Below are 17,283 nucleotides of genomic sequence, written 5' to 3'. Positions count from 1 at the left end.
ACCTGGTAACGCAGATTCGGAGGTTCTGCCTCCATTTTCAAGAGCGAGGCAGAGCAAGAGTGAAATCGGCTTCCAAGCTATACCAGGGAAGCAGTTAAATTCTTCAATCTAAAATCTAAAATCCAAAATCTAAAATCGATTGACGATCGCCCCAAAGTCAGCCAACACCCGCGCGTGATTCCGCAGCAAACCCAGTAAATTCAACCGATTTTGTTTAATTTCCGGGTCAGGGTCCATCACCAAAACGCTTTCTGGGCCGTCGAAAAAGTTGCTGACAGTCGGAGCAATCTCAGTCAAACTATCTACCAACTGCTGGTAATTCCGAGTTTGTTTGGATAGCAGAGTTTGCGGCACTAATTGCACGACTGCATCGTAGAAAGCTTGTTCGGACGACTTTTGAAATAACTCAGGTTTCACAGCCGTTTTCGGTTCCAATTCTACTTTATCCAAATCTCCTTGAGCCGCCAAACGAGTTGAACGGTTGACTGTTTCGTAAATCAGATCCAAAGTCTTGTTATTGCGGATTTCTTGCAGGAAAAGCGCTCTTTCCAGTGCGTCCAATAAATCTCTCAATGCTCGTTCAGTATATTCTGGGTCGTTTTCTCCCAAAACTGCATTTACCAAATCGTAATCTACATTCTTTTCTTCTTGCAACAAAGTCCTAATTCTTTGCAAGAAAAACTCGTATAACTGATCCAGCAACTCCGCCGGTGTTTCAGGACGCGCTGCGGTAAATTCGGCAACAATTTCGGCGAGCAACTGGTGCAAGTTGACTGGCAACTGAGCCGCCCAAATAATGTTAGTTATTGCATTGGCTGCGCGGCGCAAAGCGAAGGGATCGGATGAACCAGTAGGCAACATTCCCAAACTGAAGATGCTGACTAAAGTATCTAATTTATCGGCTATTGCGACAATTTGACCTGTCAGAGTTTGGGGTAAATTGTCGCCTGCACCTTTGGGCAAATAATGTTCAAAAATCGCTGTGGCTACTGCTTCCGGTTCGCCACTTGCCAAGGCGTATTTCTGCCCCATGATTCCTTGCATTTCGGGAAGTTCGTAAACCATTTGGGTTACGAGGTCGGCTTTGCAAAGTAAGGCTGCTCTTGCTATGTAAGCTTGTTCTTCGCCTGTGATTTGCAGTTGGTTGGTGATGAGGCTGGCAATCTTGCACAGGCGATCGACCTTGGCGCGCACAGTCCCCAAATCTTCCTGGAAAGTAACTGTTTCCAACTTAGGCAAATAATCCTCTAGAGGCTTTACCAAGTCGGCTTTGTAGAAAAACTGACCGTCTGCCAATCTCGCCCGCACTACTCGCTCGTTACCTGCGGCAATAATCGCCGCTTTAGCCGGATCGCCGTTGGAAATTGTAATAAAGTAGGGCAGCAGTTCGGGAAAATCCGGGCTTTTGAGAATTGGAAAATACCGCAGGTTTGTGACAATAATTGTGGTGATTACTTCCGGTGGCAATATCAAAAATTCCTCGTCAAATTTGCCGACAACTGCGTTCGGCCATTCTACTAAGTCGGTGACTTCTTCTAACAAATCTTCGGTAATGGCGGCGTAACCGCCTTGTTTTGTCGCTGCGGCTTCTACTTGTGCTTTAATTAGATTTTTGCGCTGGGTTCGATCGACCTCCACGCAAGCAGCCCGCAGACACTCGACATAATCCTCGGCTTGGGGAATCGAAACCCCCCCTGTCCCCCCCTTCTGGGGTGTAGGTGGGGTGTATAACACCCGGTGTCCTTGGGAAATTCGATCGCTCTTGACCGTATCCGAACCGCTCACCAATGTAATTGGCAGTACAGTATCATCTAACAGTGCCACCATCGATCGAATCGGGCGCGGAAACTTCAAATCTCCGTCGGCCCACCGCATAAATCTTTTGCCTTCTAACTTGTTAATCCACTGCGGCACAAGTTCTGCCAAAATATCCGCACTCATCCGCCCCGGAATCTTTTTGAGCACAAACACAAAATCGCCTTTATCGGTAGCGCGAACTTCCAAAGCATCAATTTCTACGCCCTGCTTTTTCGCAAAACCTTCGGCTGCTTTCGTCGGTTTGCCATCTTTAAAAGCCGAACTCGCGGGCGGCCCTTTTACCTCTTCTTCTCTGTCTAATTGCTTAACTGGCAGTCCTTTCACGAGAACGGCCAAACGCCTCGGAGTAGCGTATACATTAATTGAGTCATTTGTCAAGGATTCTTCTGCCAGACTTGCAGGTACGAGCCGCTGCCACTGCTGGGCGCTGCCTGAGACAAAAGATGCGGGCAATTCTTCTGTACCGATTTCTAATAAAAAGTTAGCCATATAACAGTGTTAGGTGTTTTTGTCAATAGGCAATTAATCTGCCCGTTTAATCATTACAAAAGTTACCGCTGGCGATAACCCAATGACAGAATTATTTTACCGACGCGCAAGTCCTATTAGATCCAAAAAAGACTCAAATGATCAGCATACCACGTAAAATCGGGGGTGAAAGACAAATAGCTCAACAGCTCATGACCTTGGCGGAAAGACTGGCACAAGATTGGAAGTCACGACTCGAACAAGATTGCCCGGAGGAGAGTTCTAGCACTCGCGAGAGTGTTGTCCGCTGGCTGTTGGGAGACAGGCCAGAAAGATTTGACACTCTTGATCCGGCTCAACTAACCGTCGCCTCCGGCGCGATCGACTTTTTATATCGAATTTTGATTTCTCGGTATCTGGGAGTACCGCCAGAAAAAGCTTACCGCAACTTGATCGGGCGGCTCGGCGGCTTGGTTGTGCTCCGGCAAAAAATCCAAGCGTGGGTTTCCCTGAGTCGCGACAGACAGCGGAGTGCGGTGGAGGTACTGCAAGAAGTGATTCAGGAAATGCTTAATTCCGATCGCTACCTGCAGCAGCAAGTCGCCTGGATTGCCGAATGCACCTCAGACAAACGCCTGCGAAATGCTTTGCTGCTAGCGAGCACAGAAGAATACTGCTTGCGGCCGATCCGCAACCAGCCGCTGCTGGTGTACCGTTTTGTCAACTACCTGCGGCGTGCCCAGCGGGGCGGGTTGACGCAAGTGCCTGCTGGAGACTGGGTGCGGCTGGTATCGGAACAGGTTCTACCCGACGATACCGACGAACCGCTCAGCCTGTTAGACGAACAGGCCGTGTCCGAGTACCGAGAAAATCAAGCTTGGGAAGAGCAGCAAACTCAGCGGCAGATTGTCCAACAAGAATTTGAGAATTACTTGGCCGCACAAGTCGATCCGCTGGCTTCCCGGTGGCTGCAGCTTTATCTGCAAGGTCGTTCCCAAGAGGCAATTGCCGAGGAGTTGAAGGTTCCGATCAAGCAAATTTACCGCTTGCGAGAAAAAGTCAGTTACCACGCGATTCGCGTTTTTGCGGTCAAACAAGCACCGGAATTAGTCGCCAACTGGCTGGAAACTTCGCTCCAAGAACACAGTTTGGGCTTGACTCCCGGTCAGTGGCAGCAATATTTACAAAACCTCACGCCGGTGCAGCGGCGGTTGGTAGAATCGCTCAAAGCAGGGAAAAGTGTAGAGGCGATCGCATCTGAATTAAAGCTGAAAACCAATCAAGTCATCGGCGAGTGGAGCAAACTCTATTTAGCAGCTCAATCCCTCCGCAATTCCGTGTCGTCCGTCGAAGGTTAACGGCAAGGGAATTAATGACGATCGCTGCTGCGTAGGATAAGATACTATCAGCGCGATCGACTTTTGAGGATTTTTTAACCAATCCTAAATTAAGCGGTTGCCCGTAAATCATGGTGCATCTGTAATACTTGCGCATTGAAGACATAAATCTGTCGTTGCCAGCTACGGGAATCAATCTCGCGCGATCGATGATAGTTGGTCAAGAGTGCGCCAGTCATCATCTAGTAGTCAATCTTTTGGTAAAATTTGAGGCTGCAATACAGAACGGAGAAAATACTGGGACTAAGGATTTTTATTTAATAAAAGCTTCCGGTTGTTAGAGCAATTCCTCCGTCAGGGAAGTTGCAGCATTGAACTTTTTGGCATCAGGTTGGTGCGTGGCGCTCGATCGCGCTTCCGACTACAGAGCAGCTAATGATACATACATCTTCAACAGAATCCGCAGCTACAATGGACTCCGATCGAATATTTCAACTAATCGACACAGTTGTCCCCTTTGAAGCTTGCCTTTACTATCAAGTTTTGCCTCTATCTCTAGAAGGTAATCTATTTAAATTGGGCGTAGTCGATGCCCAAGACGACTCCGCCTTGGACTACGTGCAGCGGATTTTAGCTTACATGAATTGCTCAGTCACAACTGAGCCAATTGCATCGGAAACTCAGCGCTCGATGCTCTCAGCTTACTTGCTCCACGGGAGCCAGCGAGGAGCGCCCAGCCAGACTGAAACCGCAGCAGCCCCAACACCCAAAAATCCCGCACCAGTAACTTCAGGCCCCAAAGCAGAAACGATCCTGTCTGGGCCCGAACCCTCGATTCCCGCTCGCGAGCAGTTTAAACCAGTCCCCGCAGCAATGAAACCTGCCGGGGCTGAGGTTTTCCCGACGCCTGCAGATCTGTCGGTTTTGGATGTCGAGGCCTTGCACTTATCAAGCCCTGTCCAAGTTTTGGCAACTTTGCCCGCGCCCCAACTGCTGCAAGAATTGCTCGGTAGAGTGCTACTAGAGGGTATCGGCCGCCTGTTTTTTGAGCGGCACCAATCCCAAGGGCGAATTCTTTGGAGTCAAGACGGGGTTTTAAAATCGATGATCGAAGGTATCGAACCCGTCCTGTTCCAAGAGGTCATCAACGAGTTAAAGCGGCTGACAGATATGCCTATTTGCCCGGTGGAACAGCCCCAACAAGTAGAAGTTGAACGCATATATCAAGAAACTCATTTGCTGTTGCGCTTGCGGGTAATGGCGGTGGGGGGTAAGGAAGAAGCCACGCTGCAAGTTTTGCGCGGGGCAGCTTTGAGGTTTTACCAGCAGCAGCAGTTGTCTAATTTGAGTCGGGACGCGCTGCGGCTGGCCGAAGAATTGCAGCGAAAAGTTAATCTAATACGCTATCGAACTCGGCTTTCTCCTTTGCCTTTAGAGGGATTGCCCGCTTTGGAACAGGTGATTAGAAATCTTGACGGCCAAATAGAAGCTTTGATGCACGAACACCATTCCCACCAGCGTTAATTAGTCATAGATGACTGTTTTCGCGATCGGACTCGCTTAGCTCAAACCCTGTTTCTTCCTATATTTCTCCTTTATTGATTAGTCTGCGCAGACGAAAGTTTGTGCAGTAGGGATTTAGTATCCAATCTGTTAGCATCGGAATTATTCAGATATTTCTTCTCTTCCTCTGCGTGAATGGGCGTCAATCCTTTGTCCGGGCGGTTAATACATTCTCTTTTTTGAACCGCAGATGAGGGCTGATAGACACAGATTAACGCAGATTAATTAGCTCAATTCCGGTTGCACAGTCTGCGGTTGATTGTTGACTGGATTTTACCCCGGACGATGCTAGCGGAATTGATTTCAATTGCCTAGTTCGATCGAGAGGTTTCTAACTGCACGAGTTTCAACTGTGCTCGAAAACATTGTTGTACTGCAATAAATCCAAACTCACAAAAACTGGCAAACACTGAAAACATTGCTGGGCAATTTCCCAGCGTTCTTCTCGCTGCAACATAGCACTCAACTTTTGTTTAGCGCTCAGCAAATAGCGGACATCGTTAGCAGCGTAGCTGAGTTGCTCGTCTGAAAGATACTCCGAATTTCCCCAGTCAGAACTTTGAGAAGTTTTGTTGAGTTCTACTTTTTCCAATTCTTGGATTAAATCTTTAAGTCCGTGTTTGTTGGTGTAAGTTCTCGCAAGCTTGCTCGCTATTTTTGTGCAGAAAACAGGTGCAATGTCAATACTTAAATTGTAACGCATTGTTGCCAGATCGAAGCGCGCAAAGTGAAATACTTTCTCAATATTTTCGGCTTCCATTAATTTCTTTAAATTCGGTGCTGATGTCTGGCCTTTGGCAATCCGCACCACTGCAACTTTACCTTCGGGATTGCACAACTGCACCAAACACAAGCGATCGCGCCACGGCATCAAACCCATTGTTTCCGTATCAACGGCGATCGCCTCTGCTGTCAAATAATAAGATAAGAGAGAATCGGGAATATCACCATCGCACACTTGAAAATCTGCAAATTCCATTATTAGTAATTTTTGACTGTTGACTGTTGACTGTTGATTGTTGACTGTTGACTACCCTTTTCTGTCTTCCCTCTTCCTTCTGACTTCAGCATCTACCTCACACTCGATAATTAAGTCGTCCCTTCCTTCAAATTATCGACTGCGGACAAAAAGCTGAGTAAAATAATACTCGCCTTTGGCATTTTTTGCAATCCCAATACCGGTCACGTTAAACTGACCTTCCATATTCTTGCGGTGGCCGTCACTTTTAATCCAACCTTCAACAGCATTGCGTACCGGGTCGCTGTAGCCGAAATTGTAAGCAAGATTTTCAGCTACACTTTTATAAGGAATAGTAACTGCTTTCGCCCGCCCTTCAAATCCATCGTGGCTGAAACTTACTTTACCGTTAGCCATATTTTCGCTGTGAATTCTTGCTACCTGACTAATTTGCGGATCGATAGTCAGCGGCGGCAACTTTTTAGATGCTCGGTATTGATTAATCTGTTGGTTAACCGCTTTTTCTAAGTCAGTAATAGGACTGGAAGCAACCTTAGTATTCATGGGAGTTTGTGGGAGCGATCGCGTAGGAATGGAGGTGTCACATTTTGGCAGGATTGTCAACAATCCCAAGCACGTCAAAATCAAACCTTTGGACATGAAATCAAAGAAAAATAAAGTTAATTGTTACCGATTCCTACAGGGCGATCGCCCCAGATTCCGCTAACCTAGATATCGAGAACCTTCGCCACAGTGTTTACGTCTTTGTCGCCGCGTCCCGAACAGTTAAGCACAATGCGGGGATTGCCTGTTAGCTGCGGGCACAGAGTCTCTAAATAGGCGATCGCGTGAGCAGTTTCCAAAGCCGGAATAATCCCCTCCAACTGCGAAAGCCGCTGAAATGCTCCCAGCGCTTCTGCATCAGTTACGCTATAATATTCAGCCCTGCCGGCATCCTTCAAATAACTGTGTTCCGGCCCCACGCCCGGATAATCCAAACCCGCACTAATCGAATGCGGCTCAATCACTTGACCTTCATTATCTTGCAGCAAATAACTCATCGCCCCGTGCAGAACTCCCACACTTCCCTTAGTCAAAGTAGCAGCGTGTTTGTCTGTCTCCACACCTTCGCCGGCCGCTTCAATACCGATCAATCTGACAGTTTCTTCCCCAACAAACTCGTGAAAAAGACCCATTGCATTAGAACCGCCGCCGACGCAAGCTAATAAAATATCCGGCAAACCACCCCACTTTTCCTGACACTGAGCCCGCGTTTCTTCACCAATTACCGCATGGAAATCGCGCACCATCATCGGGTAAGGATGCGGGCCCGCTACGGAACCGAGAATGTAATGAGTTGTTTCGACATTTGTCACCCAGTCGCGAATCGCTTCCGAAGTCGCATCTTTGAGCGTTCCCGTACCCGCCGCCACCGGCCGCACTTCGGCTCCCATCAGCCGCATTCTAAACACATTTAAAGCCTGTCTTTCCATGTCGTGAACGCCCATGTAGACAACGCATTGTATACCAAAACGAGCGCAAACTGTGGCAGTGGCAACGCCGTGTTGACCGGCACCAGTTTCAGCAATTACCCGCTTTTTGCCCATGCGTTTTGCTAACAATGCTTGAGCTAAAGCGTTGTTGATTTTGTGAGCACCGGTGTGGTTTAAATCTTCGCGTTTGAGGTAAATTTGCGGGCCAGTTCCGTCTGCTTTAGCGTAGTGTTCGGTGAGGCGTTCGGCGAAATACAAAGGGCTGGGGCGGCCGACATAATCTTTGAGCAATTGTTGGAGTTGCTGTTGAAATTCCGGTTCGCTGCGGTATTTGTGGAAAGCGGCTTCTAGTTCAAATAAAGCGGGCATCAGCGTTTCGGGGACGTATTTGCCGCCGAATTTGCCGAATCTGCCGAGGGAGTCGGGGCGTTGGGCGCTGGTTTCCGTGGTGAGATGCAGGGGGGTGACAGTCATTTGATTTTAGATTTTAGATTTTAGATTTTTTAGATTCGCGGGTAAGCTAGAGGCTTGGTGTCGATCGTACCAAATCGGTTGTGGACTGGAGGCGATCGAACAAATTTCATTATAATTCCTTGAACGCTTGACCGAAAGCATCCAGGATACAAGCCCCCAGATTCATCCGTCCAGAAATAAAAAACCTGTATCCGAGAAACTTGCCCCCCGAATCTATCCGTGGGGTCAATCCTTCAATTCTTTAATCTAAAATCTAAAATCTAAAATCTAAAATCTAAAATCGATTGACGGGCTAATACAATAAGTAGAAGATAGAGCGCCTTCCGAGCGATCGCAAGCATACCCCAATCCGCTAAAACTAGAAATACCAGTAAAAAAAGTTCAAGCATCTTAACCTATGGCAGCATCCAAACGCAAAGATTCGGACAGCAAAACAACCGACGGCAAACGAATAGTTTACTCCGAGTTTGGGAATGTTGACAACTCCGCCGCCCTCCAACGGGGAGTTGCCGAAGTTCCCCCCAATCAACAAAACCTCAAAATTGAAGCATCCCGAAAAGGACGCGGCGGCAAAACAGTTACAGTCATCAGCGGCTTTCAGGAAAAACCCGAAACATTAGCAACTTTAGCCAAGCAGCTAAAAGCCCAATGCGGTACTGGCGGCACAGTTAAAGATAATGAAATCGAAATTCAAGGCGAACACAAGCAAAAGCTGCTAGAAATTATCACAAAGTTAGGCTACAAAGCTAAAATTAGTGGAGGGTAAATTAGTCAATATTCCTCAGTGTATGGGCGGGACGGGTTTGTGATATACTTAGTTTTAAACATAGATGGTTGGTAAAACCCGCCCCTACACCGCACAAATGATATTGTCGCGAATCAACCAGAAATGCTATTACCAATTACCGCCAATTTTTAATGTACACTCGACCTTTAGCTCGTTTAATCGAACAATTGCAGCGCTTGCCCGGAGTCGGCCCAAAAACAGCCCAGCGGCTCGCTTTACATATTTTGAAGCGACCGGAAGAAGAAGTGCAAGCCCTAGCTAAATCTTTGATTGATGCCAAACAGCAAGTAGGTTTCTGTCAAGTATGCTTTCACTTATCTGCTGACCCTGTTTGCGAAATTTGCCGCAATACAAACCGCGACAGTCATACCCTTTGTGTTGTGTCAGAATCCCGCGATGTAATCGCTTTAGAAAAAACGCGGGAATATATGGGTAAATATCACGTTGTTGGCGGCGTTATTTCGCCGATGGATGGAATTGGCCCGGAACAATTGAACATTCAACCGTTAGTCCGGCGCGTCAGCCAGCAAAAGATTAAGGAAGTAATTATTGCTATTAGTCCCAGCGTGGAAGGCGAAACTACTACTCTTTATATCGGTCACTTATTAAAACCTTTTACCCTAGTGACGCGCATAGCTTTTGGTTTGCCGATGGGGGGAGATTTGGAATATGCCGATGAAGTTACATTGGCTCGTGCTTTGGAAGGAAGGAGGGAGTTGGATTAGTTATAAGTTGTCCCGCATCTAAATTGTGTTTTCTGGCGGGCGGGACGCCCAACTCCTACTTTCCACAAGAACTTTATCAAGCTTAATCGCTCTTTTTTTACTCAAAGGGAAGAGTTTTTTCATCTAGCAATTAGTTATTCTATTGACAAATCCGGCAGTTGTGACAGCAATAGCGATAAATTTTCTGCAGACAATGCGAGCAAATTTGGGATGAGATTGACGGTGTTTACTTCTAATTGACCAAAGCGCTTTTTCAAGACATTTTCGGCGATTAAAGTTTGTACTTGTTGTCTATCTGCTTGGGCGATTGGCAATGTGGATAATTGCACTAACAACATAGTGAATTCACCAACAGGTAAAGCCGAGACAGAGGAAAAAAAGGCAATTGTCTGAGCGTCTAACTCCCCAAATCTGACTTGCATAAAGTTCTGCAAAATCAACCGCTGTGCTTCTTCTCTTCCTTCTTCTCTTCCTTGTTGTGTGGCCTCATCTATTTTTTGTTGTAAGAGAGGTACGAGCGCCATAACTAACTCCTTATCTTCCTGATTTCCTGGGACACTAGCTGCTAAATTTACTTGCAGATTCGCTTGCAGGTTGTACAATAATTCTAGCGTACTAGCTCGTAGGGGACTATCAACAGGCAATCTTGTTAATTCCGCGATCGCCCCTTGCTGTACTTTACCCTTACCTAAAATCCGCAACCGCATCGTTTCTGGAACATTCGGTAACTGGTGAATAGCTATCAATCCTACTCGCCAAACTTCCGATAGAAAATAAACCCCCCTCCCCCAACCTTCTGAGTCTTCTGGAATCATAAAATTAAAGCTGCTTAACAAAGCCTCCGAAGCAGTGGGAGTCAATCGATTTTTGATTTTCGATTTTCGATTTTCGATTTTAAAAGTGTGTTGAAGTCGCTTGAAACCAGACCTCAATTTCTCAGACTTCAGCACAGAGATATTTACTATTTTTGACTTGACCGAGATACGATAACAATTATTTTAGGTATTCTTTGGCAAACTGGTCATGGGGAAATTTATTCATTCTTGGGAAGCACTTGATTCCGAAAAAAACCAAATTAATTATATCTCATTTTCAAATAGGATTTATTGGCGATAGCTTCTATAGCGCTTCTCGTAAAGATGAGGCATTTACTAATTAATTAAAAATTCCTAAATTCCCCAATCCCCCAATCCCCCAATCTAAAATCTAAAATCTAAAATCTAAAATCTAAACTTGTACCTCATATATCTGAAAAAGGCTATATGTTAGATACCCAATATTTTAAATAATTCAGGTATCTAAATTTTCTGTTTTTTAAGTTGGAGTGACTTATTTAACCCAGATTTAGGATAAAATCTCAAATCCCCAATTGAGCGACTCTCCCCTGTCACTGCCGGGAAAGGGTAAACTAGACAAAGTTACCGAGAGTACAAAATCATGGCTAAATTCGATCGACCTTTAAGCTACCCCACAACCCGCAAAATCGACCAAATAGACGACTACCACGGCGTCAAAGTATCAGACCCCTACAGGTGGCTGGAAAATCCCGACTCTGAGGAAACTCAAGCTTGGGTGGAAGCCCAAAATGCAGTTACTTTTGCCTACCTCAACGAAATTCCGGCGCGGGAAAAAATCAAACAGCGCCTGACTCAACTTTGGGATTACGAAAAATACGGCATACCTTTCAAAGAAGGCGATCGCTATTTCTACTACAAGAATGACGGCCTGCAAAATCAATCCGTACTCTACACGTTAACATCCCTCGATGGCGAACCCAAAGTATTAATTGACCCCAACACTCTCTCAGAAGACGGAACTGTTGCCTTGGGCGGTGTAGCTATCAGCGAAGATGGCAAACTTATGGCCTACGGTTTGTCACATTCCGGTTCCGACTGGCAGGAATGGAAAGTCCGCGATGTAACAACTGGCGAAGATTTATCAGACCATTTAAAGTGGATTAAATTCTCAGGAGCATCCTGGACTCACGACGGCAAAGGCTTTTTTTACAGCCGCTACGACGAGCCCAACGAAAAAAGAAAGCACGAAGACGTTAATTATTACCAAAAACTGTTTTACCACCAACTCGGTACGCCCCAATCTGAAGACGTATTAATCTACGAGCGACCCGACCAGAAAGAGTGGGGATTTAGCGGCGGCGTCACCGAAGACGGGCGCTACTTAATAGTCTCTGTTTGGCAGGGAACGGAAACTAAAAACTTGATTTTTTACAAGGATTTAACTGCACCGGAATCAACCGTTGTAGAACTTATTAACGAATTTGAGGCTGAGTACAGTTTCATCGACAATGACGGTTCTCTTTTCTGGTTTCAAACAGACTTGAATGCACCGCTGGGCCGCGTAATTGCGATCGACACCAACAACCCACCTCGCTCATGCCTCGCTGGTGACGAAAGTCAAGAAAAATTCACAGAAATTATCCCCGAAGCAGCAGAAACTCTCGAAGGCATTGGCCTCCTGAACAATCAATTTGTCGCTTCTTACCTGAAAGACGCCTACACCCAGATTAAAATCTTCAACTTAGACGGCTGTTTCGTGCGAGAAGTTGCCTTGCCCGGAATCGGTTCGGCGGGAGGATTCGGCGGCAAGCGGCACGACACGGAAACTTTTTATGCGTACACCAGTTTCACGGCACCAACCACCATTTATCGGTACAATCTGGTGACAGATGAAAGTACGATTTATCGACAGCCCAAGGTCGATTTTAATCCAGAGGATTACGAGACAAAACAAGTATTTTACCCGAGCAAAGACGGTACACAAGTACCCATGTTTATCACGCACAAGAAAGGCTTGCAGTTGGATGGCAACAACCGCACATACCTGTACGGTTACGGCGGTTTTGGCGTGTCGCTGACTCCGAGTTTTTCTGTTAGCAATGTCGTGTGGTTGGAGATGGGGGGAGTTTATGCGATCGCCTGCTTGCGGGGAGGCGGCGAGTACGGCGAATCATGGCACCAAGCAGGCACAAAGTTGAATAAGCAAAACGTGTTTGATGACTTTATAGCTGGTGCTGAATGGTTGATCGAAAACAAATACACCAAACCTGCAAAATTGGCGATCGCAGGTGGCAGCAACGGCGGTTTATTGGTGGGAGCTTGTATGACTCAGCGGCCGGAATTGTTCGGTGCAGCACTGCCGGCAGTCGGCGTTATGGATATGCTGCGCTTCCACAAATTTACCATTGGTTGGGCCTGGACTTCTGAATACGGTTCGCCGGAAAATCCCGAAGAATTTTCCACAATTCACGGCTATTCTCCCCTGCACAATCTCAAACCGGGCACGGCTTATCCGGCAACAATGATTACAACAGCCGATCGCGACGATCGAGTAGTTCCGGCCCACAGTTTCAAGTTTGCTTCTGCTTTGCAAGAAATGCACAAGGGAGAAAAACCAGTGTTAATTCGGATTGAAACCAAGGCGGGACACGGTGCCGGCAAACCCACTGCGAAAATCATTGAAGAATTGGCAGATGAATGGGCTTTTTTAGTGCGGGAACTCAATTGAGCGATATTTACAGTCGCTGGCTGTTCCCATCGCGCTGTATGTTCGGCGCGTAAGTTCTGATTTTCTAACCCACATTCCGCACCCGCCAAGTGTCACACTAGGAATTTTGGGAGTTTGGGGAAATTGGACTGGCGATCGCCAGTCCAATTTTTCCATTATTTATATAAGTAGCAGGACACAATTAATTACACAAAACTATGGGCTACAAGCCTTGTCTAGTAAAAAATTAGCAAAGAATCAGCGTGTAATTAATTCTGTCCAATTACTTAAAAAAATGACTGATGTGGTTTTCAAAATTACCTCAAAACCGATTGTGACAGTGGAGTGTGCCAAAAGTGGGTTAAAATTCCTCAACCCGTACCGGTGAATTTGTACTGCTTGCACTCCTCGAACAACTCTTCGGTCAAATTCACCTAGCGACGCCTAATATTAAGGTGTCCTTTGCTTGAAATCAAGCAAAAGGCGAGCCGACTTCCCATCAGCGCGCCTGCAAATCGTATTCTTTTTTCTCAAACGTCATTGAGCCGACTGTTCCGGTTGAAAAAATTAGGAAGCCGTCTTGCTAGCGCGGCGGCGGCGCGCTGCCACCAAGCCACCCAAACCGAGAGCCAAACCGGTCATCGTCATCGGTTCGGGAACTGCTTCTGCCGTTACGGTGAAGTCTTGGAAGTCCGCGTCCTTGCCGTTACCGCCATCGTCGAAGGAGATGACTGCGCCTCCGTTAAACAGAGAAGCTGTTGCGTCTGTGAAGAGTCCGGCAGCTTGGAAGGTGTTTGTAGTTTCTTTGCCCAGCGCGTTCCACAACGACGATCCGCCCAACACGGCTAGCTGGGCGCCGGCGTTCAAGGCTGAGGTTGAGTAGACAGTGCCGGCCCAGTCGCTGTCGAGTCCCAAAGTGTAAATTTGATTTGCCAGGAATGTGAATGTTGTCGCTCCAACCAAGACTGTATTGCCTAGAGTTCCTTTCCATTCGTTCTCGTCGCCGTTGTCTGAGGATTTAGTTTCCGAAAACAGGGTGGCCACTTTAGAGATCGCCAAGTCATTCACAGTGTAGACTCCCAAAGAGGATTGGTACATACCGTGAGATTCTTTGAAGTTAAAGGTGACACTTGTATCTTGCTGGAATTTGATGCCGGTGGTACCAAAGGAGAATGCCTGAGCTGGAGCTCCGGTGCCAAACAGAGCTGTGGCGGCTGCGGTAGCTGTTAGGGCGGATAAGAGTTTGGTATTCATAACTTGTTTCCTTTCGCGTGACGATCTTAATAGTTTTATTATCAGATATTTTGTTTGTGTTTTTGCCACTTTAGGTCTATTTTGACATATTCTTTATCAAGGCTTTACATATCCTTCATAAATCCTGTCTAGCGAATAAGCCTGCGGGCGATCGCTCCCTCTAAATACACACCAAATAATTATAAAAATTGTGGCTTTAAACCTTGCAGTAGCAAGCATGGGAGCGCGGAGCGACAAAAATGATTTGGGTCGAGTTTAGGCTAATTTTTTATTTTATTTCAAGTCTAAGCCATCAAAACCAAACACTTACGTATAAACACGGTAATAGCTGCGCTAACTGACAGTTAAAGGAGTTTTATATTAACCAGAAACGGGGAATATTTGTTTTTTGGGACTTGTGTAGGGGAGTTAAAGTAGTTTATCTATCGGGTAAATTACGTACAAACTACGATCGTCGGGTTTACGTATTTTGCTGAAATTAGAGGGAACCCCGGCAGTGATAGAGCCCAAAGATGCGATCGAGATGCGATTTCCGCAGATTGAAGCGGTCAAACAGCGGATTTCCCCTCCAGAAATACCGTCCATAGAAGTTCTGGGCAAGTCCTAATCCCGATCGACCCCATCAAAACACACCGCTGTAGCGTTCCTCGGCCCAAGGTTCGCCCCGCCGGTGATAGCCGTTGCGTTCCCAAAAACCGAGTTTTTCGGTTTCTGTAAATTCCAGGCCGTTAATCCATTTAGCGCTTTTCCAAGCGTACAAGTGCGGAACTACCAGCCGCATTGGACCGCCGTGGTCTGGGGATAGGGGTTCGCCGAAGACGGTGTGGGCGAAAAAGTTTTCTTCTCGGAGGAAGTCGGCGATCGCAATGTTAGTGGTGTAGCCCCCGTAGCAGTGTTCCAAGACGTGCATAGCTTTCGGGTCAACTTCTGTGTAGTTCATAAAATCTGTGACTTTGACTCCCGTCCATTGCACGTCGAGTTTTGACCACCGGGTGACGCAGTGAAAATCCGCAGTAAAGTTACTTTGGGGCATGGCCTGGAAGTCTAACCAAGTGAAGGTTTTTGGTTTTGCCAATCCCCAGACTTTAAATTCCCAACTCTCAATGCTGACGGAGGGTGTATCGCCGTAGGTGAGCACGGGAAAGCCGTTGGCGAGGTATTGACCCGGGGGGACGCGATCGCTGTTTTCTGATTCTGGCTTGCGAAAAAATTTACCCAGCATTGATTCACGCTCTAGAGTAAGTGACTGGAATGCTCAGTATAACTTGCGTAGATAGGCGTATCGCAATTCATCTCAAGGTAGAAAGCAAAAGCACTTTTGTACAAAGAATAATCACCCAATTCTGCCTGATGCCTACCTAATTCTGCCTTGGGATAGAGCCGAAGCTAAAAATTTAAAAATAATATGGCTCCAGGGTATTAATTACGTAACCTTAAATTTTATCGTAATTTATGGTGCATTTCGTAATTTTTGATGTATTGTTACAATATGCTCAAATGCCATATGTAAAAAAAATTTTGACGGGGTAAAAACCATGATCGCAAGTTGCTTGATTCCGTTGACGCTCTGCTTGATTGCTGGGTGGGTGACTGCGGGGACTGACAACAGAACGCTAGACGGGATTCCGGCTCCGATAGCTGCAATTATTGGAGTGTGTTCGTTAATTTGGTTTCTGGCGGTGTGTCCTTGGCCTGTTGAACTCGCTCTAGTCTTGGCGGTTCTGGTTTTGGGCAAAGCTTACCTGCAAGATATCTTGAAAGTCGGCTAAATTTTCAGGGCTAGCGCTCCTATGATTTGCTGGAGCGCGATCGTCGGGTGCTGCTACTTTGTTGAAATTTTCCCGATTTGTCTGGCTATGTTCTCAGAGGGACTAGCAAAGGTGCAAGCAACCCCAGCATTGGTGAAATTAAATTTAGATATTTCGGTTAAAAATTAGAACATAAAGATCGACAGAGAAACCCGGTTTATCTAAGATAAACCGGGTTTTTGGGGGGATGAGATTTTCACGCATCCCACAAGACTTGCTTGCGACTTAGGGACTCGGAACTCAAGAAACCGGGTTTCTGAGTCCAGGAGTGTTGCTATATGTGCGTAAAATGGCGAGCTGTTAAATTGGCAAGCGATTGATATCTTTATTAGAACCAATTACTACCATCGCGTCGCCCTTTCTCAAGCGTTCGCTTGGCTCGGGATTAATCTCGAACTTGTCGGCGCGCCCGACTGCTAGCAAGTTCAAACCATACTTGCGCCGGAGCTCCAATTCGGAGATGGTTTTACCGTCAAACTTTTCAGGAACGAGCAACTCAACGATGCTGTGATCTGGGTCGAGGTCAAAGCGTTCTAAAATGCTGGGTTGTGTCAGAATCCGGGCCAAAGAGCAGCCCATTTCTCGTTCTGGAAAAACTACATGATCTGCACCGACTTTTTTCAACAGTTTTAAGTGAGTTTCCGAAGAAGCTTTGGCTATTACGTGACTTACCCCGCCTTCCTTAAGATTTAGGGTGGTGGTAATGCTTTCTGCTAGGTAATTGCCGATCGCAACTATCACTGTTTCAAATTCAAATATACCCGCTTCCGCAAGAGCGCTAGGCTCAGTAGAATCTAACTGCACAACGTGAGCAGCAATACGATCGTTCAAAGCTTGAGTTACTTTTTTTTCATCCGTGTCAACTCCCATGACTTCGTAACCCAAGCCGTGCAGAGTCGAACACACAGCTTTGCCGAAGCGTCCCAAACCAATAACTGCAAACTGCTTGTTGTCGGCGCGCAAAGTGCGAAAAAAATTCAAAGATGACAGGTTCACTGAATATCCAGCGCTGACAGTCTTGCTGTTTAAATTTTAGCAGAGACAGCGCCGCCTCCTTTTGATTTTTGGGTAAGTAGTAAAAGTTGATTTGGGTT

Annotated in this window: 14 protein-coding genes; 6 read left to right on the top strand and 8 right to left on the bottom strand. The window is 46.5% G+C overall.

What is annotated here, in order from left to right; all coding sequences use genetic code 11:
• Nucleotides 1-129: 129 nt before the first annotated feature.
• Nucleotides 130-2,307, bottom strand: coding sequence for a glycine--tRNA ligase subunit beta (gene glyS / locus QUA80_RS04155; protein WP_333421685.1), 2,178 nt, complete (start codon nucleotides 2,305-2,307; stop codon nucleotides 130-132).
• Between the two features lie 137 nt (nucleotides 2,308-2,444).
• Here glyS and QUA80_RS04150 point away from each other — a divergent pair, with 137 nt between their 5' ends.
• Together QUA80_RS04150 and QUA80_RS04145 are read left to right on the top strand one after the other, a co-directional pair.
• Nucleotides 2,445-3,644 carry a HetZ-related protein 2 gene (locus QUA80_RS04150; protein WP_333421683.1) on the top strand — a complete coding sequence of 400 codons (1,200 nt, stop codon included), beginning with the start codon at nucleotides 2,445-2,447 and terminating at the stop codon, nucleotides 3,642-3,644.
• Between the two features lie 414 nt (nucleotides 3,645-4,058).
• Nucleotides 4,059-5,147, top strand: a complete 1,089-nt coding sequence (locus QUA80_RS04145) for an ATPase, T2SS/T4P/T4SS family (RefSeq protein WP_333421681.1) — start codon at nucleotides 4,059-4,061, stop codon at nucleotides 5,145-5,147.
• Between the two features lie 385 nt (nucleotides 5,148-5,532).
• Here the strand turns inward: QUA80_RS04145 and QUA80_RS04140 are convergent, their stop codons facing one another.
• The 3 genes from QUA80_RS04140 to trpB form a co-directional block, all read right to left on the bottom strand.
• Nucleotides 5,533-6,165, bottom strand: a complete 633-nt coding sequence (locus QUA80_RS04140) for a ribonuclease D (RefSeq protein ID WP_333421679.1) — start codon at nucleotides 6,163-6,165, stop codon at nucleotides 5,533-5,535.
• A gap of 132 nt (nucleotides 6,166-6,297) precedes the next feature.
• Complete coding sequence (locus QUA80_RS04135; protein ID WP_333421676.1) at nucleotides 6,298-6,804, bottom strand: CAP domain-containing protein; 507 nt, start codon at nucleotides 6,802-6,804, stop codon at nucleotides 6,298-6,300.
• 68 nt (nucleotides 6,805-6,872) lie between these two features.
• Nucleotides 6,873-8,111, bottom strand: coding sequence for a tryptophan synthase subunit beta (gene trpB / locus QUA80_RS04130; protein WP_333421674.1), 1,239 nt, complete (start codon nucleotides 8,109-8,111; stop codon nucleotides 6,873-6,875).
• Between the two features lie 397 nt (nucleotides 8,112-8,508).
• On the opposite strand from trpB, the gene QUA80_RS04125 reads away from it, so the two are divergent.
• Both QUA80_RS04125 and recR read left to right on the top strand, forming a co-directional pair.
• Entirely contained in the window at nucleotides 8,509-8,877 is a 369-nt protein-coding gene (locus QUA80_RS04125; RefSeq protein ID WP_333421672.1) for a translation initiation factor, read from the top strand.
• A 152-nt stretch (nucleotides 8,878-9,029) separates the two neighbouring features.
• Complete coding sequence (recR, locus tag QUA80_RS04120) at nucleotides 9,030-9,623, top strand: recombination mediator RecR (protein ID WP_006634457.1); 594 nt, start codon at nucleotides 9,030-9,032, stop codon at nucleotides 9,621-9,623.
• 134 nt (nucleotides 9,624-9,757) lie between these two features.
• On the opposite strand, the gene QUA80_RS04115 is transcribed toward recR, so the two are convergent.
• Complete coding sequence (locus QUA80_RS04115) at nucleotides 9,758-10,438, bottom strand: hypothetical protein (protein WP_333421670.1); 681 nt, start codon at nucleotides 10,436-10,438, stop codon at nucleotides 9,758-9,760.
• 622 nt (nucleotides 10,439-11,060) lie between these two features.
• Between QUA80_RS04115 and QUA80_RS04110 the strand changes: the two genes are divergently transcribed.
• On the top strand, nucleotides 11,061-13,148 hold the full coding sequence (locus QUA80_RS04110) for a prolyl oligopeptidase family serine peptidase (RefSeq protein WP_333421668.1): 2,088 nt from the start codon (nucleotides 11,061-11,063) through the stop codon (nucleotides 13,146-13,148).
• A gap of 546 nt (nucleotides 13,149-13,694) precedes the next feature.
• On the opposite strand, the gene QUA80_RS04105 is transcribed toward QUA80_RS04110, so the two are convergent.
• Together QUA80_RS04105 and QUA80_RS04100 are read right to left on the bottom strand one after the other, a co-directional pair.
• Nucleotides 13,695-14,381 (bottom strand): PEP-CTERM sorting domain-containing protein, encoded by a 687-nt coding sequence (locus tag QUA80_RS04105; protein ID WP_333421666.1) that lies wholly within the window; start codon nucleotides 14,379-14,381, stop codon nucleotides 13,695-13,697.
• A gap of 622 nt (nucleotides 14,382-15,003) precedes the next feature.
• Nucleotides 15,004-15,603: a sulfite oxidase-like oxidoreductase gene (locus QUA80_RS04100; RefSeq protein ID WP_333241440.1), complete on the bottom strand. Its 600-nt coding sequence runs from the start codon at nucleotides 15,601-15,603 to the stop codon at nucleotides 15,004-15,006.
• A 313-nt stretch (nucleotides 15,604-15,916) separates the two neighbouring features.
• Here QUA80_RS04100 and QUA80_RS04095 point away from each other — a divergent pair, with 313 nt between their 5' ends.
• Nucleotides 15,917-16,150 carry a hypothetical protein gene (locus QUA80_RS04095; protein ID WP_333421664.1) on the top strand — a complete coding sequence of 78 codons (234 nt, stop codon included), beginning with the start codon at nucleotides 15,917-15,919 and terminating at the stop codon, nucleotides 16,148-16,150.
• A 339-nt stretch (nucleotides 16,151-16,489) separates the two neighbouring features.
• On the opposite strand, the gene QUA80_RS04090 is transcribed toward QUA80_RS04095, so the two are convergent.
• Nucleotides 16,490-17,185 carry a TrkA family potassium uptake protein gene (locus tag QUA80_RS04090; protein ID WP_333421662.1) on the bottom strand — a complete coding sequence of 232 codons (696 nt, stop codon included), beginning with the start codon at nucleotides 17,183-17,185 and terminating at the stop codon, nucleotides 16,490-16,492.
• Between the last annotated feature and the right edge of the window lie 98 nt (nucleotides 17,186-17,283).

Source organism: Microcoleus sp. F4-D5 (genome assembly GCF_036704885.1).
Lineage (GTDB): Bacteria > Cyanobacteriota > Cyanobacteriia > Cyanobacteriales > Microcoleaceae > Microcoleus.
The sequence above is the reverse complement of the archived record's forward strand: the minus strand, read 5'-3'. Positions and strand labels throughout refer to the sequence as shown.